The organism is Candidatus Eisenbacteria bacterium, assembly GCA_016235265.1.
Taxonomy (GTDB): Bacteria; Eisenbacteria; RBG-16-71-46; order RBG-16-71-46; family JACRLI01; genus JACRLI01.
The window spans coordinates 1-18,706 of the sequence record JACRLI010000013.1 but is presented as its reverse complement, the minus strand read 5'-3'; the positions used below and the strand labels follow the sequence as shown (position 1 = coordinate 18,706).

General features: G+C 71.0%; 14 protein-coding genes and 1 pseudogene. 12 read left to right on the top strand and 3 right to left on the bottom strand.

Annotated features, from left to right (window positions below; genetic code table 11):
- The first annotated feature begins 95 nt into the window (after positions 1-95).
- Genes fdrA through HZB25_06440 form a run of 4 tightly spaced genes read left to right on the top strand, consistent with a single transcriptional unit; the run spans position 96 to position 4,974 of the window.
- Positions 96-1,658: an acyl-CoA synthetase FdrA gene (gene fdrA, locus HZB25_06455; GenBank protein MBI5836865.1), complete on the top strand. Its 1,563-nt coding sequence runs from the start codon at positions 96-98 to the stop codon at positions 1,656-1,658.
- On the top strand, positions 1,655-3,091 hold the full coding sequence (locus HZB25_06450; protein MBI5836864.1) for a DUF1116 domain-containing protein: 1,437 nt from the start codon (positions 1,655-1,657) through the stop codon (positions 3,089-3,091). The genes fdrA and HZB25_06450 overlap by 4 nt, the downstream gene beginning before the upstream one ends.
- Before the next feature lie 39 nt (positions 3,092-3,130).
- Positions 3,131-3,997, top strand: coding sequence for a cyclase family protein (locus tag HZB25_06445; GenBank protein ID MBI5836863.1), 867 nt, complete (start codon positions 3,131-3,133; stop codon positions 3,995-3,997).
- Positions 3,998-4,011: 14 nt separating this feature from the next.
- The gene (locus HZB25_06440; GenBank protein ID MBI5836862.1) at positions 4,012-4,974 is read left to right on the top strand and encodes a DUF2877 domain-containing protein; all 963 of its coding nucleotides are present in this window, start codon (positions 4,012-4,014) and stop codon (positions 4,972-4,974) included.
- Here the strand turns inward: HZB25_06440 and HZB25_06435 are convergent.
- A pseudogene (locus HZB25_06435) lies at positions 4,971-5,754 on the bottom strand (acyl-CoA desaturase). The gene HZB25_06440 and the pseudogene HZB25_06435 overlap by 4 nt on opposite strands.
- A 212-nt stretch (positions 5,755-5,966) precedes the next feature.
- Here HZB25_06435 and HZB25_06430 point away from each other — a divergent pair.
- From HZB25_06430 to HZB25_06415, 4 genes are all read left to right on the top strand, one after another.
- Positions 5,967-6,449, top strand: a complete 483-nt coding sequence (locus HZB25_06430) for a hypothetical protein (protein ID MBI5836861.1) — start codon at positions 5,967-5,969, stop codon at positions 6,447-6,449.
- Positions 6,450-6,633: 184 nt separating this feature from the next.
- Complete coding sequence (locus HZB25_06425; protein MBI5836860.1) at positions 6,634-7,488, top strand: ABC transporter substrate-binding protein; 855 nt, start codon at positions 6,634-6,636, stop codon at positions 7,486-7,488.
- Between the two features lie 68 nt (positions 7,489-7,556).
- Positions 7,557-9,137, top strand: a complete 1,581-nt coding sequence (locus tag HZB25_06420; GenBank protein MBI5836859.1) for a hypothetical protein — start codon at positions 7,557-7,559, stop codon at positions 9,135-9,137.
- Positions 9,138-9,295: 158 nt separating this feature from the next.
- On the top strand, positions 9,296-11,371 hold the full coding sequence (locus HZB25_06415; GenBank protein MBI5836858.1) for a TonB-dependent receptor: 2,076 nt from the start codon (positions 9,296-9,298) through the stop codon (positions 11,369-11,371).
- Between the two features lie 4 nt (positions 11,372-11,375).
- Here the strand turns inward: HZB25_06415 and HZB25_06410 are convergent, their stop codons facing one another.
- Positions 11,376-13,022 (bottom strand): hypothetical protein, encoded by a 1,647-nt coding sequence (locus HZB25_06410; GenBank protein MBI5836857.1) that lies wholly within the window; start codon positions 13,020-13,022, stop codon positions 11,376-11,378.
- 242 nt (positions 13,023-13,264) lie between these two features.
- Here HZB25_06410 and HZB25_06405 point away from each other — a divergent pair, with 242 nt between their 5' ends.
- The 4 genes from HZB25_06405 (at position 13,265) to HZB25_06390 (ending at position 17,605) form a co-directional block, all read left to right on the top strand.
- A complete protein-coding gene (locus HZB25_06405; GenBank protein ID MBI5836856.1) occupies positions 13,265-13,801 on the top strand; it encodes a hypothetical protein in 537 nt (178 codons plus the stop codon).
- Positions 13,802-14,129: 328 nt separating this feature from the next.
- The gene (locus HZB25_06400) at positions 14,130-14,837 is read left to right on the top strand and encodes a hypothetical protein (GenBank protein ID MBI5836855.1); all 708 of its coding nucleotides are present in this window, start codon (positions 14,130-14,132) and stop codon (positions 14,835-14,837) included.
- Between the two features lie 414 nt (positions 14,838-15,251).
- On the top strand, positions 15,252-16,712 hold the full coding sequence (locus HZB25_06395) for a M48 family metalloprotease (GenBank protein MBI5836854.1): 1,461 nt from the start codon (positions 15,252-15,254) through the stop codon (positions 16,710-16,712).
- Positions 16,709-17,605 (top strand): hypothetical protein, encoded by an 897-nt coding sequence (locus HZB25_06390; GenBank protein MBI5836853.1) that lies wholly within the window; start codon positions 16,709-16,711, stop codon positions 17,603-17,605. Before HZB25_06395 ends, HZB25_06390 begins: the two co-directional genes overlap by 4 nt.
- A 125-nt stretch (positions 17,606-17,730) precedes the next feature.
- On the opposite strand, the gene HZB25_06385 is transcribed toward HZB25_06390, so the two are convergent.
- The gene (locus HZB25_06385; GenBank protein MBI5836852.1) at positions 17,731-18,366 is read right to left on the bottom strand and encodes a PEP-CTERM sorting domain-containing protein; all 636 of its coding nucleotides are present in this window, start codon (positions 18,364-18,366) and stop codon (positions 17,731-17,733) included.
- Between the last annotated feature and the right edge of the window lie 340 nt (positions 18,367-18,706).

Here is an 18,706-nt window from a genome sequence, read left to right as displayed (position 1 = left end):
TGCAGCCCGGTCAGGCATGATTGCCTGACCTGCGGTCCGGTCGGGCATGAATGCCTGACCGACGGCGGGCGACCGCCGGTACGGGAGGCGGGGAATTGGGCGCATACGTCCTGGTCCGCAAGGACAGCTACCACGACTCGGTGCTGCTCATGCGCCTGTCGCAGGCGCTGAAGGGGCTTGCGGGCGTCGAGGACGCCGTGGTGGCCATGGGCACGCCGCATAACCGGCAGTTGCTCGAGGGGCTGGGCTACGCGGGCCCGGCGCTGGCCTCCGCGGGCCCCAACGACCTGCTGATCGCGGTGAAGGGCGGCGCGGACACCCTGTCGGCGGTGGAGGCCGGGCTGGACGCGCTTCTGAAGGCCGAGCAGGCCCCCGCGGGCGGCGCCGGCGGCGCCGGCGCCGAAGTCCGGCCCACGTCCCTCGCCGCCGCATTGAAGACCCACCCTGAATCCAACCTGGTGCTCATCTCCGTGCCCGGCGCGCACGCCGCCCGCGAGGCGCGGCGCGCGCTGGCGCTGGGCCGTCACGTGATGCTCTTCTCCGACAATGTGCCGCTGGAGGATGAAATCGCGCTCAAGCGCGAGGGCGCCGCGCGGGGCCTGCTGGTCATGGGGCCCGACTGCGGCACCGCGATCCTCAACGGCATGCCGCTGGCGTTCGCCAACGCGGTGCGCCGCGGGCCCGTGGGCATCGTGGGGGCCGCCGGAACCGGCATCCAGGAAATCTCGTGCTGCATTCACCGCCTGGGCGGCGGCGTGTCGCAGGCGATCGGCACCGGCGGGCGGGACCTTTCCGAGGCGGTGGGAGGCACCATGACGCTGTTGGGCATCGCGGCGCTCTCGGCGGATCCCGCCACCGCGGTGCTGGTGGTGGTCTCGAAGCCGCCCGCGGCCGCGGTGGCGGAGCAGGTGATCGCGGCGCTCACGGCGAGCCCCAGGCCGTGCGTGGTCCACTTCGTGGGAGACTCGCCGCGCGCGGACGATCCCGCCCGCGGCCTGTACTTCGCCGATTCCCTTTCCGGCGCGGCGCGCACCGCGTGCCGGCTGGCGGGCGCTCCGGGGCTGGGGGCCGCCCCTCCCGCCCCCGACCCGGCGCGCATCGCCATGCTCGCCTCGCGGCTGGCGCCCGGCGCAGCGCTGCGCGCCCTCTTCTGCGGCGGCACCACCGGACAGGAGGCGCTGGTCATCCTCACGCGCGCGGGTCTCGAAGTGCGCTCCAACCTGCACAAGAAGGGCGGCCTGCGCGTGGACGGCACGGCACTCGCGCCCGGCCACGCATTGCTGGACCTGGGCGACGACGTCTTCACCGTCGGCCGCCCGCACCCCATGATCGAGCCGGAGCTGCGCAATGAGCGCCTGGCGCTGGAAGTGCAGGATCCCGCCACCGGACTGCTGCTCTTCGACTGCGTGCTGGGCTATGGCGCGCACCCCGATCCCGCCGGCGTGCTGGCCGAAGGCGTGGAGCGCGCGCGCGTGGCCGCACGAGGCCGGGAGCTGGTGGCGGTGGCGTCGGTGACGGGCACGCCGGGGGACCCCCAGGACTTCGGCGCGCAGGTCCGCCGCCTGGAAGCCGCAGGCATCACCGTGGAGGCCGACAACCGGAGTGCGGCCGCGCTGGCCGCGGCGATGCTGGCTTCGGGCGCGGGGGCGGGGAAATGAACACCAGGCCGCTGCTGGGGCTCTTCTCTTCCGATCTGTCCGTGATCAACGTCGGCCTGGCGTCGTTCGCGAGCGACCTGCGCCGCGCCGGGGGACGGGCGGTGGACGTGGACTGGCGCCCGCCCGCCGGAGGAGACCCGGAGCTGCTGGCGGCGCTGGACCGCTGCATGGGCGCCGACGGCGCGGTCCGCCGCGACGTGGCGGAGGCCACGCGCGAGTCCGTGGAGCGCCTGCTGGCCGCGAAGCCCACGGTGGTGGGCATCGGCCGCGCACTGGACGTGGTGCCCGGGATGCGCAAGGACCTGGTGCTGCACTCTGGGCCGCCGGTGGAGTGGAACCGCATGAGCGGCCCGACGCGCGGCGCGGTGATGGGCGGGCTGGTCTACGAGGGCCTGGCGAAGAGCCCCGAGGAGGCCGCCTCGCTGGCCGCCTCGGGCGCCGTCACCTTCGAGCCCTGCCACCATCACGCCACCGTGGGCCCCATGGCGGGCATCGTCACGGCGTCCATGCCGGTGTGGATCCTCTCCAACACGGCCTTCGGCAATCACGCCTACGCCACGCTCAACGAGGGCCTGGGAAAGGTGCTGCGCTACGGCGCCTACGGGCCGGAGGTGATCGAGCGGCTGCGCTGGATGGAGCGGGTGCTGGAGCCGCTGCTGGCGCAGGCGCTGGCCTCGCACGGCCCGCTGGACGTGCGCAGCCTCATCGCGCAGGCGCTTCAGATGGGTGACGAGGTCCACAACCGCAACCGCGCCGCCACCTCGCTGCTGATCCGCACCCTGGCCCCGCACCTCGCGCGCGCCAAGGCTCCCGCCGGCGACGTGGCGGAGGTGCTGCGCTTCCTGGACGGCAACGACCACTTCTTCCTCAACCTCTCCATGGCCGCCAGCAAGTGCTCGCTGGACCCGGCCGCGGGAATCGCGAAGAGCAGCATGATCACGGTGATGGCGCGCAACGGCACCGACTTCGGCGTCCAGGTGTCGGCGCTCCCGGGCCGCTGGTTCACCGCCCCCGCGCCGATGGTGGAGGGGCTGTACCTGCCGGGCTTCACCGCCGCCGACGCCGCGCCCGACATCGGCGACTCGGTGATCACCGAGACCGCCGGTCTGGGCGGGATGGCCATGGCGGCCGCGCCGGCCATCGTGCAGTTCGTGGGCGGCAACGTGGCCCAGGCGCTGGCCTTCACCCGGCGCATGTACGACATCACGCTGGCCGAGCACCCGGCGTACAAGATCCCCGTCCTGGACTTCCGCGGCACCGCCACCGGGATTGACCTGCTGAAGGTCTGCGACACCGGCGTGGTGCCCGTGGTGAACACCGGCATCGCGCACCGCGAGCCCGGCGTCGGCATGGTCGGCGCGGGCCTGGTGAAGCCGCCATTCGAGTGTTTCCGCAAGGCGCTGGCCGCCTTCGTCGATTCGATCGGGGCGTAGCGCGCGCACCCGGCGCGCGCGTCCCACAACGGAGGACCCATGAAGCTCATCGACCTCAGCATTCCCCTCGGCATCGGCACCCCGGCGTGGCCCACCTACGAGCCGCTGCAGATGAAGTACTTCAAGCGGCTCGCGCCCAACGGCGCCAACGGCCAGATCCTCACGCATTCCAACCACGTGGGCACACATCTCGACGGCGAGATCCACTTCTACACCCCGGGCAAGGACATGGCCGCGCTGCAGCTCGACTACCTGGTGCACGACGCCGCGGTGGTGGACCTCTCCGACGCCGTGGGCGACTACGACATCTACACTTCGAAGATGGTCGAGGATCGCGTGGAGGTGAAGGCAGGCGACATCCTGATCATCCACACCGGCTACCACCACTTCGGGTGGGACCAGCCCACCGCCGACGAGATCTCCTACATGGTGAAGCACCCCGGGCCCGACCGGGAGTTCGCCGAGTGGGCCAAGAGGAAGAAGATCCGCTGGATCGGCGTGGACTGCGGCAGCGCCGACCATCCCATGAACACCATCATCCGCGACTGGATGCCGCGACAGGCGCGCCAGGCGGACAAGCACTTCCGCGAGAAGTACGGCATGCCGCTGGCGGAGTACTTCGACGACTCCAAGTACCAGCTGATGCACATCGAGATGTTCAACCACGGCATCATCCACGCCGAGTGCCTGGGCGGGGACATCGACCTGTTGCTGAACCAGCGCTGCACCGTGGGCTGCTTCCCGTGGCGGCTTGTGGACGGGGAGAGCTGCATTTCGCGCATCGTGGCCTTCGTGGACGACGACCGCCACGCGGAGCTGATGAAGGCCAAGCAGAAGTGCGAGCTGACCCGGTGGGGCGACATCGCCGGGGCGAAGGCGGCCCACCTGCACGGGAAGAAGCGCTAGGGGAGAGGCTGGGAATGCGGAACGCGATACGCGCCGGGCCGCTTGCGGCCGGCGCGTTCGCGCATCCGGGCCGCGGGCGGGTGGCCTCGGTGCACCGGAGCGCGATCAACCTGAAGCTGGAGCACGGCCCGTACGTGGCGCTGTTGCCCGACGACGCGCCGCTGCACCCGTGGGCGGTGTGCGCGTCGCTCGATCCCGCCCGGTTCACCGTGGGGATGGAGTTCACGCTGGAGGAGGGTGTGTTGCAGGCGGGGACCACCCGCCTGCACCTTGCGGGCGCCGCGGTGGAGGCACTCCGGATCGAAATCCGGCCGGCGCTTGCCCCCGCGCCCTTCCTGCTTCCGGGCGGGGGAAGTCCCGAGGCCCACGGGCCGTTCGGCGACGCCCTGCGCCGCGGGCTCCGGCGGTACGTGGATGGCGACGGAGCCCGGGAACTGGCGGCGCTGGTGGGCCTGGGCGTGGGACTGACACCCTCGGGCGACGACGCGCTGGTGGGGGTGCTCGCCGGATTGGACCTGCTGGGGGCGGCCCTGGTGGCCGCCGGCGCGGATCGTGCCGGACTGGTCGAAGAACTGCGGACCACGCTGGAGCCGGGGCGCGGGACGCCACGCACGCATCCGTTGTCCGCCCAGATGCTGCTCGCCGCCGCGGCGGGCCTCTACCCCGAACCGCTCTGCCGGATGGCGGAGGCGCTGGCCGCCGCCGCGGGATCCGCTCCCGGGGGGGGCGTCGCGTCCGCTGTGGACTCCGCTCCCAGCGGATTCGCAGCGTCCGCGGTGGACTCCGCGGCGACCGCGTTGTGCAACCTGGGACACACTTCGGGCCGCGACATGCTGGCGGGGCTCGACGCCGCGCTCCGCCGTTTCGCGCCCGGCGCCGGCGGCTCCGCCGGCCCCCGGCAGGAGGACCCGCCCGCCAGCGCGCCCGCCGGCCCCCGGCAGGAGGACCCGCCCGCCAGCGGGCCCGCCGGGCCCTAGCGGAAGGACTCTCCCACCAGCGGCGGCTCCGGGTCCAGCCGCGCCACCCGGTCGCGGATATGTGGCGGGGGCGACTTGAGATCCCACACCAGTCCCACCCACGACATCGCCTTCAAGATGTAGTAACTCACGTCCACCTCCCACCAGTAGAACCCCTGCTTCGTGGATGCCGGGTAGTGGTGGTGGTTGTTGTGCCAGCCCTCGCCCAGGGTGAGCAGCGCCAGCCAGAAGTTGTTGCGGCTGTCGTCGCCGGTCTCGTAGCGCTGATTCCCGAACCGGTGAGACAGCGAGTTGATGGTGTGGACGGCGTGGTAGAGCAGCACCGTGGAAACGAAGAACGCCCACGCCAGCATCTGCGGGCCGCTGGTGTGCAACCCCGGCACGGCCTTGAGATTGGTGTCGGAATTGGCCTCCGTGGTGAACCAGAACATGTGGCTCCACCAGAAGCCGTGCGGGCGGGGGGGAGTGGACGTCGGTGACCAGGTCCGAGTGACGATGGTGGTGCCGGACGAAGAACAGCGCCGCGCAGGCCGCGGCCGCGGCCCAGCTCACCACCACCGCGAACACCCCCAGGCAGGCCAGGTGCATTCCCAGGAAAGGGGAGGAGCGGAGCCAGCGCACCCTCCGGGTGACGGGGCGTGGTGCATCGCTTCGGGTTGCCGTCACGGACACAGGACCTCCGGGGGTTGGGCCGAACTGCAACGGGTTGAAGTTGTCCGCGGCGGCGGGCGGCGCCGGACACAGGTTTAGGTGCGGGTCATGGAAGATCCAATGGCGCATTGCGATGCGCAGTTGCAAGTACTTGCAGAAGTGTATGATACAGGTCAGGGTCAGATATAGCTTTACTGATTCTTCCATCTATGCGATAATTGTGAAACAGCGAGATCCGCGGGGCATCCAATACTTCCGACAGGGGGACGCGTGAAGCGCGCGATGTTCACTCGCTTCACGGCCCCGGATGCCGCCCCACGGTCCCAACCCAAGGAGTTGCTTTGCGTCTGACCGCTATTCTGTTGATTGCGTCGCTGCTCCCGATTGTATCCCAGGTCCGGGAGGTTTCGGCCGCGGGCTGCCCCTCCCAGGGCTCGCTGGGGGCCGCCAATTGCTATGGAACGGTATCCGTCACCTGCACCGACAGCGTGGCGACGTACGCCGTCCAGATGAAGCCCGGCTACAAGTGCGCGCAGCTCACCGTGTACACCATGGGTCCGCAGAAGGCCAAGTCCATCGTGGCCACGCCCTCCGGCTGGAACTCCAAGATCTGTGACGATGCCACCCTCAACTGGAGCATCGCGACTTCCAAGGCAGTCCCCACCGTGGGCGGGTTCAAGGCCAAGTACTCCAGTTGCCCCGCCGGCCAGGTCTTCGGGCTTCACGTGGTGCCCACGACGGGCCCGACCTTCCACGCCCTGGCCGGTTGCATCATCCCCACGGACGCCGTCAGCTGGGGCCGCCTCCGCACCATCTACCGCTAGCGAACTCCCGGGTCCACGGCGCGGGTTTCGGCCGCCCGGACCCGCACCCAGCGATCCAGCGCATACCATCCGCAGGGACGTGCTACCATGGGCCGTCCCGGCGAGCGACCCGGAGCGGATTCTCCTGCGCCCGGTCGCCCCCGTCGCCACACCTCGCCAATTCCCGCTCGCAGGAGTCCTGCAGATGAGTCGTGTTCAGATTTCCGTCCTCCGGGGCGTCTGTCAGACCCCGGCCTACGTGGCCCACGAGAAGGGCTTCTTCCGCGACGAAGGGCTCGCCTCCGAGCTCAACGTGGAGCCCACCGCGTGGATGGTGCCCACCCGCCTGCACCGCGGGGACTCCCAGTTCGGCGTGATCCCCTGGACCCGCGTGGCCGCCTCCGCCGAGGGCGAGGCGCCGTTGGTGGTGGTGTGCGGCTCGGGCCACGAGGAGGCCGCCATCGTGGTGCGCAAGGGCATGGCCATCCCCGACGTGAAGCGCGTCGCGGTGCCGATGCGCGGCGGGATGAAGGACCTCACGGCCATGGGGCTCATCGAGAGCCTCGGCTGGAAGGACGCCGAGCTGCTGCGCCAGCCCTCCGGGGACGGGGCCATCATCGCCTTCTTCGGCCAGGGCGTGGACGCCGCCTCCATGGTGGAGCCGTACGCCACGATGCTCGAGGAGCTGGGCGTGGGAACCGTGGTGCGCCGCACCGGCGACATCTGGAAGGACGCGCCGGGCTGCTCGCTGTGCACCACGAAGAGCCTGCGCGACGAGGATCCCGGCCTGGTCGGCCGCGTGGTGCACGCCTTTGCGCGCGGCGCGGCCTACGTGAACGAGCACCGCGACGAGGCCGCCGAGATGGCGCGCCGCTACGTGGGCGTGAGCCCGGTGTTCATCCGCAAGGCCCTGGAGCACAACCGGCCCAACGTGGACGCGGTGCGCAGCACGCAGGCGATGGACCGCATCCTCGAGCTCATGTTGCGCCTGGGCTACATCAAGGCCATCCCGACCGGGTTCGTGGATCTCTCCTTCCTGGATCGCGTCGCGGCCCGCTAGCCGGGATGCCCGGCCGCACGCCGGCCCCCGGCCGGGTGCGAGGGGAATGCCCGCGTGAAATACTCCGCATGAACCTGCGCCAGGCCGGATCGCGCGTCTCGCTGGCGCTCGGCCTTCACGACTACCTGCGCGCGCCACTCACCCCCGGGTCGGCGCGGGCCCGCCTGCTCGACCGGATGCAGCGGCGCGAGCCCCGCTTTCTGGAGCTGGCCCGCTCGCGCATCTTCGACCATCCGGACAGCCCCTATCTCGATCTCCTGAAGCACGCGGGCTGCGCCTACGAAGACCTGGAGCACAGCGTTCGACGCTCCGGGCTGGAGCGCGTCCTGGAACAGCTGCGCGACGCCGGCGTGCGCCTCTCGCTGGATGAGTTCAAGTCCCGCGCCCCGGTGCGCCGCGCGGGGCTGGAGCGGGCGACGCGCGAGACCGACTTCGACAACCCCGTCCCGTCCCGCGGGGCCGTCGCCGGTTCCACCAGCGGCAGCCGCTCCGCGGGCACCCGGGTGCTCTACGACTGGGAGTTCCTGGCGGAGGAGGCCGACAACGAGCTGCTGCTGCTCGAGGCACACGGCCTGCTGGACGCGCCCGGCGCGTACTGGATGCCCGCGCTGCCGTCCATCTCCGGCATCCACAACCTGCTCATCCAGCTCCGCTTCCGAAAACCCCCGCGGGCCTGGTTCTCGCAGGTGCGCAGCGGCTTGGCCGACCGCATGGCCATGGAATTTGTGGCCTTCTCCTGCGCGCTCGCGGGGCTGCGCGCGCCGCGCGCGAGCTTCGCCGGCGCCGACGGGGCGGGCGAGGTGGCGGACTGGATGCGCCGTGCCCTCGCGGAGCACGGGCGATGCTACCTGAAGGCGTTCACCAGCTCCGCCGTGCGCGTGGCCCGCGCCGCAGCGGAACGCGGCCTGGACCTGCGCGGTGCGGTGTTCCTCACCGGCGGGGAGCCGCTCACGGCCCGCCGCCACGAATTCCTGCAGGCCGGCGGCGCGCGCGCGTATGCGCGCTACGTCTCCACCGAGACCGGGCTGATCGCAGCCGCCTGCCCCTCCGGGGATCCGCCCGACAGTATGCACCTCTACGAGGACCGGTTGGCGGCGATCGCCGGCGGGGAGCCCGCCGGTGTGCCCGGTGCGCGCAGCCTGCTGTACACCACCCTGTCCACCGCGACGGGCAAGATCCTGCTGAACACGGAGCTGGGGGATTTCGGCACGCTGGAGAGGCGTCCGTGCGACTGTGCGTTCGGCGCCGCCGGGATGCGGCTGCACATTCACGGCGTGGGCAGCCGCGACAAGCTGACGGGTGAGGGCATGAGCCTGCTGGGCGCGGACCTCGCAGCCATCGTGGCGGACCTGGTGGCCCGCGCGGGCGGCGGCCCGGACGACTTCCAGTTTCGCGAGGAGGCGGGCCCCGAAGGCCTGGTTCGGATCGCAATCGTGGTCAGCCCCGCGGTGCCGGGCCTGGAGGATGCCGCCTTCGTGCCCGCGGTGCTCGCGGAGCTCCACCGCAGGAAGTCGGGCCAGCGGGTGGTGTCGGAGTTCTGGCGGCAGGCCGACACGCTGCGGCTGGTGCGCGAGACCCCCGATATCAGCGCCGGGGGGAAGCTGTTGCGGCTGGTGAGCCGGCCCGGTCGCCGGCCCGGTCGCCCTTGACCCTCGCGCGGGAAACGCCGAACATGCTCGGGATTCACGGGGATCGGGGCGCGAGTGTCTCCCCGCCTCCCTCGCCTGCCTCCCGTGAAACCCCCGAAAGACTCGACCGGCCCCGGATGCCGCCACCCTCGCCCCGGGCAACCCGAAAGGAGCCCTTCGTGATCCGCCGTTTCCTCACACTGCTCTCCCTGGCCGGAGCGGTGTCCGCGGCCCACGCCGCTTCCTCGCCCGACTCGCTGCGCTACCGCTTGCCGGAGATCTCCGTGACCGGGACCCGGCTCGGCGAGGACCCGCTGGGGCTGCCGATGGCGGTGACCGTGGCCGGAGCGCGGTCCTTCGCCAACAGCCGCCACTTCGCGCTGGACGAGGCGCTGGGCATGGTGCCCGGCGTGCAGGCGCAGAGCCGCGCCGGCGGCGGTGACCTTCGCCTCACCATCCGCGGCTTCGGCGCGCGCGCCAGCGGCGACAAGTCCAACTCGTCCACGATCCGCGGCATCAAGGTGCTGGTGGACGGCATCCCCGAGACCGACCCGGACGGTCGCAGCGCGCTGGACCTGGTGGACCTCGCCGCGGCGAGCCGCATCGAGGTGGTGCGCAGCAACGCCTCCACATTGTTCGGCAACGCCTCGGGTGGCCTGATCAACATCGAGACGGGCGCGCGGAACGGGCCGGCCTCGGTCTCGAGCGACAACATCGTCGGCGCGTTCGGATTCCGCAAGAACAGCGTCACCGGGATCCTGCCGCTGGGCTCCGCATGGTTCTCGGCCACCGCGTCCAACTCCCGGTTCGACGGCTGGCGCGACCATACCCGGAGCCGCACCACGCAGTTCAGCTCGGTGCTCACCGCGCAGCTGGGTGAATCCAGTGTGCTCCGGTTGCTGGCCGGCGCCAGCTCCAACAAGTTCCAGATTCCCGGGGCGCTCACGCAGCAGCAGTTCGACTCCGCCGCGACCCAGGCCAACGCCATGTACAAGTCCCGCGACGAGCGCCGCTACAACCGCGTGGGGCGCCTGGGCCTGAACCTGGTGACCGACTTCGGGCCGCACAGCACCCTCGAGGCCACCGCCTACGTGACCCCCAAGGTGCTGCAGCGCTCCGAACGCGGCACCTATCGCGACTTCAATCGCTACCACGTCGGCGGCGGCATGGTGTACCGCTGGCGCGCCAACCCGGACGGCACCGGGCCGCGATTCACCGCGGGCCTGGACGAGGCCTACCTCGACGGCAGTATCCTCTTCTACAACCTGGCCGACGGTCAGCGCGGCGACTCGCTGCGGACCAACAAGCGGGAGGGCGCCGACGCCCTGGGCGTGTTCGCCCAGGCGCAGGTGGACCTCACCGACCGGCTGCAGTTGACGGCCGGCGGGCGCTTCGACCGGCAGCGCTACATCTACGAGGAGTTCGCCGCCGGCAGGCTGGCGGCCACCGTGGGGCAGAAACTCAACCTGGATCGCGTCACGCCCAAGTTCGCCGCGCTGTACCGGGTGACCCCCACGCACTCGGTGTACTTCACCCTGGGTGGGGGGATCGAGGCGCCCGCGTTCAACGAGGTGGACCCGCCCGACACGCTGAAGGACGCGTACCTGAACCCGTTCCTCAAGCCGATGACCTCACTCACCGTCGAGCTGGGCGCCAAGGGATATCGAGCCTTGGAAGGTGAGGGGCTGCTGCGCAGGGTGAGCTACAACGCGGCCGCCTACCGGATCGGCATCCGGGACGAGATCGTGCCCTACAACGGCGGCGGGTACTTCTTCTCGGCGGGCAGGTCTCGCCGCTACGGATTCGAGCTCGGCGGCGAGGCCGGCCTGGCGAACTCCCTGGCGCTCTCGCTGGCTTTCACCTGGATGGACGCGAAGTACCAGGAATACTCCAACGAACTCGGCGACTTCTCGGGGAACAAGGTGCCGGGGATCGCCAACACCATGCTGAACGCCCGGCTGGCCTTCGAGCCGAAGCCCGGCTGCATGGCCGAGATCGGCGCGCAGCACCTGGGAAGCTACTTCGCGAACGACGCCAACACGCTGAGCGTGCCGTCCTACGTCCTGCTCAACGCGGCCGCGGGTTACCGCGTCGAGGCCGGCAAGCTGCAGGTGCAGGCGCGCGCGGGCGTGAACAACCTGGCCGACCGGAAGTACGCCGCGTCGGCCTTCATCAACCCCGCGACCGCCGCCTTCCTGGAGCCGGGGCTGAAGCGCAACGCGTTCGTGTCGCTGGGTGTGAAGCTGCTGCCGTAGGCTTCTACGGCAGCGCGGGGCGCCCCGGCCGCCACATCCGGACCCACTCCCACAGCGGCGGCAGCCCCGGGGCGGCCAGCATGCCGCCCCCGAATCCCAGCGTGCGCCGGGTGACCATGCGGGTGTCCAGGATCTCGAGAGACGGCAGCCGCTCGTAGCGGATCGCGGGCGGGGTGTCTGCCGCGATTTCGGCGGTCCGGCGCGCCACCCATTCCGACCGGCGGGCGGCGGTGATGGCGTCCATGTGCCGCTCCACGGCGGTGCGCGTCGCCGCGGAGTCGGGCGTGAGCCGCTTGCCCAGGACGCGGAACACCGACGATCCCTCCGGCAGCCTCACCGGCCCGCGCAGCGAATCCAGTGGCGCGAGCAGCGCCGCGGTGCCCAGGCCCGGGCGCAGCGCTACGCGGAAGAAGCCCGAGCGGCCGCCGCTCCCGCGCCACTCCGCGCGCGAGGTCCGGGCGCGCGCCAGCGAATCGAAGCGAGCGCCGGAGTCCAGTTCGGCGCGGACACGCCCGGCGTCCGCCTCCGTGGCCGAGAGCACCTCCTCCACGTCCACTTCGCACGCCTGCCGGGCGCGCTGCGGCTCGAATACCGCCATCCGGCGCAGCGCCTCGTCCTCGGTGGCCGCCGCGCCGGCAGCGACGCGCTCCAGCAGCAGCCGCCCGCGCCACGCCCCGCTCCACATCTCGAGGTCGGCCCGCACCTCGGGCCGCGCGTCGAGATGCCGCCGCAGCGCCTCGCGGGCCATCAGTTCCGCCTCCACCACCTCGCGGAACTTCATGCTGAGCTCCACCGCGAAGCGTCGGGGCGCCAGCGAGCGAATGAAGAACGAGTAGTAGCGCAGGTCCTCCAGCGCGTCCCCCAGCGTGAGCGGCCCGTCGGGGAGGCGCGCGATGGGCCGCTCCAGGTGCGGGGCGAGCAGCGACAGAAGCACGTCCACGTCGCCGGGGTCCAGCGGGTGGCCGCGTCCGGCTCCGTCGCCGGCGCGGCGTTCGGCCATAAGGGCGCGGAGGGAGTCGGCCAGCAGCATGAAGGTGGCGGAATCCACTTCCACGCGCTGTCCGCGCAGGGCGCCCTCCATGAACCGCGCGGCGCGATCGCGCCGGGCGAGCGCCGCCAGGGAGTCGGAGACCGCCTTGCGCAACGTGGCGCGTGCCGGGGGCCGGGCCCGCGGTGCGCGCGCACTCACGATCCGCTCCACCTCGGCTGCCGGGGCCGTCACGCCACGGGTGACTTCACGGTACAGCGCGTCGCGCGCCAGGGCGCGGCGCAACGAGGCGATCATCCGCGCGATGCGGCCGCCCTCTCCCAGTCCCTGGCGGTGTGCCTCCTGCGACAGCAGCGCCTCGCCCACCAGGGATTGCAGCGCCCGCACCTTCGTGGAGTCCATTCCCCCCGGCCCGCCAGCGCCATCGAAGGGCATCCATTCGATCCGCTTCACCAGGTCCTCGGCGGTGATGGCGCGGGGGCCGACCACGGCGAGCGTGTCGCGGGAGAGGTCGGGGGAGGAGCGGGCAGCGGTGTGGCCCCCGGGGCGCGGGGCCGTTGCATTCGGTGGCGATGCGAATGCGGCGCCCGCGGGGGACAATACCGCGGCCAGGCAGACTGCCAGGATGCACCGGGATGTGATGCGCGGGCGCGGTACGGTCACGGAAGGGCTCCTGTGGGAGTGGCATTGGGGCAAGCTGGGCCCATGGTGTGGGGGAGGGGTCGGGATGTCAACGGCGGGCGCCCCATGACGGCGGGCGCACAACGGCCGGCGCCCCTTTCCACGTCCCTGCTCCGCGTTGTATCGTCTTCCGTGCCCGCCCCGCGTCGCGCCAGGAGCGCGCGGGATTCCCAGAGCGCCCGCAGGCCGGCGGGCCGATCTTGATGCTTCCAGGAGGTACTCCCATGAAGCGCACCATCCTCACCCTATCCTGCGCCGCACTGTGCATGCTCCTTCCCCTTGCCGTGTATGCCGCCGAGGGCACCGCCCCGGCTTCGGCTCCGCCCGCTTCTCCCGCCTTCGAGAGCCTCAAGGCCCTGGAGGGAACCTGGGCCGGCAAGGCCAGTCACGGCAGCGAGACCTTTGACATGGAAGTCACGTACAAGGTGACCGCCGCGGGCTCGACCGTCATGGAGACGATCTTCGGCGGCACGCCCCACGAGATGGTCACCATGTACACCCGTGCCGGCCACCGGGTGGCGCTCACCCACTACTGCGCGCACGGCAATCAGCCCCACATGTTGCTGAGCCAGAAATCCACGGCGAAGCAGCTGGTTTTCGACTACGAGCCCAGCCCGGGCATCAACCCGAAACGCGACGCGCACATGCACAGCGCGAAGATCGACCTGGTGGACGCCGACCACCTTCGGTCCGAGTGGGCCAGCTATGAGGGCGGGAAGCAGCACGGGGTGGCGGTGTTCGAGTTGGCGAGGAAGAAGTAGGGGAGAGCGCCTCCTGCGAGGTGCATCATGGGGCCGGCGGGCCAGCTCGCCGGCCCCTCTCCATGTTGGTGCGGCGGGGTCCCCGGGAATGGGCTGGAGGGGCCCGTGCAAGTGGCTGGATTTCGGGGCTTCAAGGCGGTTTGCACTTGCCAACCCAAGGCAGCTTGTGTATTATACTAAAGTCTACTTGGGAACAGCCTCGGGCCGCTAAGCCCTATTCCTGCAATAAGATTCTCATCATCGCGAGATCAACCACTTTCGTCAATCGCCCACCTGGCCGTGATGACATCGCGCTCCACCAGCAGCGCCGACACAGGAGGCACGCCCCATGAATCAGCGCTACACCCTCAGCAGCATGAAGCGCCCGGCTCTCGCCCTGGCTCTGGCCCTGGCGCTCATCGTCCCGGCGGTTGGTTCGGCTGCGGTGCTCGGCCGTGCGTACGGCGCTTGGGTCTACGTTCCCAGCATGGGGTACCCCTCCACGTACATCTGCGACACCGGCTGGCTACCCTCCACGGGAGGCTCGCTCACCAGCCACGCCTACAACGTCGCCATGGGAACCGTGCTGCAGCTCGCCAGCTCGGACAGCCACACGCAGTCGGACACCTGCGGTGGCCACAGCGACAACGACCTGGTCAGCGGAGTGGTCCTGGACGGCCATCCGGCGAAGATCACCTTCGATGGGATGCACTCGGAAGACGACGACACTTGCTGCGCGATTCCCAAGCACCGCCGCAGGAGCCACTTCACCTCGCTCACCATCGGCGGAAACCCGGTCACCCCGTCCGGGGCATTCAACGAAGTGTTCACCATCCCGGGAGTGGCCACGGTCGTGGTCAACGAAATGAGCAAGGACGGCAACAAGGACTGCCAGGGGCAGGACGAGTACGTGTTCCGCGCGCTGCACGTGACCCTGGCCTCGGGTGAGCACATCATCCTCGGCAGCACCCGGTTCGACGACAGCCATGACTGCTGCACCAACCCCACGAAGACCACGGACAGCACCTGGGGCCGGCTGCGGAGGACATTCCGCTAGCGCGGCCGCCCGCCGCTTGACGCGGCAGGCGTGCGCAGCATCGCGAGCCCCCCGGAGCCCACGGCGCCGGGGGGCTTGGCGCTTCAGCCGCGGCCCGAAGGCCGGTCCGCGGCGCCCCCCAGTCCCGTGGAGCGACCATGTGCCCGATCCGCCCCCGCGGCGCCGCGCGCGTGGAGTTCGACCTGCCGCATCGCGGCCCGGCGCATCGTCGGTGACCTGAGTGAACCGGAGCCCGGGGACCGGCTGGTCCCGGGCTCCCGCGCTTCCTGGGCACGGCGGCACGAGGGGGGTTCCGGCGCGAGTGGCGCAGACTTCCCCCGTGGCGTAGTGTGGAGGGACGGCGCGGCGAGCCCCTGTCTTGGAGGCCGTGGGGAGGGATGTCCCACGGGTCCGGCGCCCGCGGAAGGAGATGTCATGCGATCACGAAACGGTTGGACCCGGACCGGGCTGGTGGCGGCGTGGATGGCCCTGCTGGTCGGCTGTGCCGTGAACCCGGTGACGGGCAAGCGCGAGTTGAGCCTGGTCTCGGCGGACCAGGAGCTCAGGATGGGGGAGCAGGGGGACGAGGCCGCGGTGGCGGAGTACGGCCTGTACGACGACGCCGGGCTGGCCGCGAGCGTGGATCGCGTGGGGCAGAAGCTGGCCGCGATTTCGGAGCGGCCGGACCTGAAATGGCACTTCCGGGTGCTGGACTCCCCGGTGATCAATGCGTTCGCGCTTCCGGGCGGCTACATCTACGTGACGCGGGGAATCCTCGCCACACTGAACAGCGAGGCGCAGCTGGCCGGCGTGCTGGGTCACGAGATCGGGCACGTGACCGCCCGGCACAGCGCACGCCAGGCCACGCAGCAGCAGCTGGCCGGCCTGGGCCTGGGGCTGGGCTCGGTGCTGATCCACGGGTTCGACCGCTACGCCGGAGTGGCCTCTGAGGGCCTGGGGTTGTTGTTCCTCAAGTTCAGCCGGGACGACGAGACCCAGGCCGACGAGCTGGGTGTGAAGTACACCACCCGCGCCCGCTACGATCCGCGCGAGATCCCGTCCACCTACGGCATGCTCAACCGGATGCGACAGCGCGAGGGTGGCACCCTCCCCACGTTCCTCTCCACCCACCCGGACCCCGGCGATCGGGAGGCGCGCACCCGGGCCCTGGCCGACGCGGCCGTCGGGGGCACGACCGGTTCCCTGGCGGTGCTGCGTGCGGACTACCGGAAGGCGCTGGATGGCGTGGTGTACGGGGAGGACCCGCGGCAGGGCTACGTGGAAAGCTCGCGGTTTTTCGACCCCGCACTGAAGCTGCAGGTGGATTTCCCGCCGGGCTGGAAGATCCAGAACGCGCGCAGCGCGGTGACCGCCCGTGCGGCGCAGGGTGAGGCGGGGCTGCAGCTCACGCTGGTCAAGTGGCAGGGCCCGGATGTCGGCGGCTATCCGGCCTCGCTGCGGCAGCAGGGCCGCATCGCGGCGGCCTCCGGCGGCACCAGCCGCGTCGGCGGGCACGAGGCGTGGATGGGCACGGTGAGCGCTCCCGACGGCAAGGGTGGGACGCAGGAGCTGCTGGCGGCCTGGGTGTCGTGGCAGTCCGGCTCGCTGCTCCAGTGGGTGGGCGCGCCGGCCGCGGGCGGCGGCGTGCGTGCCAGCTTCACCGCCTGTGTCGAGAGCGTGCGCGACCTGCGGGACCCGGCGCGTCTCGCGGTGCAGCCGGCGCGCCTGGCGCTGCGCACCCCGCCGGGCGGGCTCAGCCTGGCCGCGTGGCTGGCGCAGGGAACCGAGGGCCGGCTTTCGGTGCCTGCATCCGAGATCGCGTGGCTCAACGGGCTGGAGGAGAGCAGCGTTCCGCCGCGGGGCGAGCCCGTGAAACTGCCGCGGTTCGCGCCATGAGGTCGCGGGCGGCCTGGGCCGCTGTGTGTCTCGCCTCGATCTGGGCCGCTCCCGCGCCCGCCTCGCCGTGGACCCGCGCGGCGGGGGACTATTACCTGAATGTGAGCTACGCGCGCATCCGCGCCTCGAGCTATTTCGACTCCACGGGCGCCGTGCGCGAACTTCCCTCGGCATACTCGCAGCAGGTCGTCGCGATCTACGGCGAGCTGGGGGTAGTGGACCGCTGGCTGACACTGGTCGCGGACTGGCAGGCCCTGCGCGCGGTGCGTCAGGAAGGGTTGGGGTCCGAAGCCGGTGTCGGCGACCTGCGCCTGGGAGCCACCACCGGGCTGGTGCGGGGACCGCTGGTTGTCTCCGCGTCCGTGATCGCGGGCCTGCCGATCGGCGATCCCGCGCCCGCCTCGTCGCCCGGGCATCCGGGCTCGGGGCTGAATCTGCAGACCGGCAGCGGCGACTTCTCGCTCGAAGGCCGGCTCGAAGCCGGCCATGGATTCGGCGGCGCCGCCACTCAGGGCTACTGGTCGCTGGGCGCGGGGTGGCGCAAGCGTGGCATCTCGCCCCGTTCCGGGACGGAGCCCACGCCGGAGACCGGCCGGTACGAAGATCAGATCCTGACCGGGTTCGAGGTCGGTCTGCGGTTCCTGCATCCGGGCTGGGAGCGCTGGTGGTTTTCATTTCGCGCCGCCGGCCTCTATCCGCTGGGGGCCGCGGGCCAGGCGGTCGACTCGTACTCGGGCCTGCGGGCCGGGACCCGGTACACGGCCCTGGTACTCGGCGCGGACATGCGGGTCGCGGGGCGGGTGCACCTGGGAGGAAAGGCCGAGGGGGCGCTGGGGCCGCGGGAAGTGCCCCGGACGATTCACCTGAAGGTCTATGCGGCGGTGGGGAAGTAGGCGGGACCGATTCCCCGGACCGGCAGCCCGAAGCCCGGCCCTCCCAGTCCGGGATCATCCACAAACGAAGGGGCGCACCTCCCGGGAGGTGCGCCCCACGTCATGAAGATCCGGTGCGCTGCGAGCTAGGCCCTGCGGCGCAGGGTGGCCAAACCCACGAGGCCCGCCGCGAGCAGCAGCAGCGTGCCCGGCTCCGGCACCGGGGCGCTCACCCGGCCAATGCGGAAGTCGCGAGGTCCCAGGCCGCCGCCCAGTTCGTCAAAGCCCCACGTGTTGACCGCGGCGTCCCGCTCCCCGATCTCCGCGAATCCCGGGACCAGGTAGCCGAACAGGGCCGCGTTCAAAGCTCCAGTCGGTCCTTCACCGAGGGGGTACAGCCCGGCGGTGGCCAACGGAGGGTCCACCGAGAGGATGGCCTGCCAGTTCGGGCTCGCGGACAAGAGCGCCGTCCAGTCAGTCCCGGTCACCGGGTCGTTCGGCGTGATGATGTACCCGTACGCGAAGGGCGAGATGTCGAGCAGGCTGAAGCCGCTGAGGCCATTGAGCCCCGCGGCGGGCCGGTAGGCGATGTTGGACACCTGATAGAGGAAAGCGGTGTAGGGGTTGTGGAACTCGTCCTCCACGTAGAAGTCGAACTGTCCCACTCCCACGACGGCATCCCGCGGCGCGTCCCCGTTCACCTGGGTCGAGCCGTCCTCCCTCCACCAGTACGTGGCGGTGAAGTCGGGCGCGGGTCCCGCGATGGCACTGTAACCCGGCATGCGGGGGGCTGTCGGGATGAGGCCCGCCGTGGATGCGGGTGCCTGGGTCAGCAACAACCCGGCGCAGAAGAGGAATCCCAGTATCCTGTTGCGCATGGCTGGCGTACTCCTTTCGATACAACGGGACGGAGTTGGGGGCAGCGTCCAGCCCACGAGGGGCGACCCCGGAAGTATCTCGACTACAGCCAGTGAAGAAAATAGGCGCTTCCGGCTTTGGTGTGGGTAAAGCCGTTGAGGCGTGCAGCGTAGGGTGCTGATAGAGTTGGCGCGGACCTTCGACCGAGAGGACGCGCATGACGATCGACAGCCGCAGCCTGTATACCGGCCTGCTTGGCCTGAC

Coding starts and splice junctions, on each gene's coding strand:
- HZB25_06405 (MBI5836856.1), top strand. CDS start 13,265: ATGAAGCGCACCATCCTCACCCTATCCTGCGCCGCACTGTGCATGCTC.
- HZB25_06385 (MBI5836852.1), bottom strand. CDS start 18,366: ATGCCGGGTTACAGTGCCATCGCGGGACCCGCGCCCGACTTCACCGCC.
- HZB25_06445 (MBI5836863.1), top strand. CDS start 3,131: ATGAAGCTCATCGACCTCAGCATTCCCCTCGGCATCGGCACCCCGGCG.
- HZB25_06390 (MBI5836853.1), top strand. CDS start 16,709: ATGAGGTCGCGGGCGGCCTGGGCCGCTGTGTGTCTCGCCTCGATCTGG.
- HZB25_06425 (MBI5836860.1), top strand. CDS start 6,634: ATGAGTCGTGTTCAGATTTCCGTCCTCCGGGGCGTCTGTCAGACCCCG.
- HZB25_06395 (MBI5836854.1), top strand. CDS start 15,252: ATGCGATCACGAAACGGTTGGACCCGGACCGGGCTGGTGGCGGCGTGG.
- HZB25_06440 (MBI5836862.1), top strand. CDS start 4,012: ATGCGGAACGCGATACGCGCCGGGCCGCTTGCGGCCGGCGCGTTCGCG.
- HZB25_06420 (MBI5836859.1), top strand. CDS start 7,557: ATGAACCTGCGCCAGGCCGGATCGCGCGTCTCGCTGGCGCTCGGCCTT.
- HZB25_06400 (MBI5836855.1), top strand. CDS start 14,130: ATGAATCAGCGCTACACCCTCAGCAGCATGAAGCGCCCGGCTCTCGCC.
- HZB25_06450 (MBI5836864.1), top strand. CDS start 1,655: ATGAACACCAGGCCGCTGCTGGGGCTCTTCTCTTCCGATCTGTCCGTG.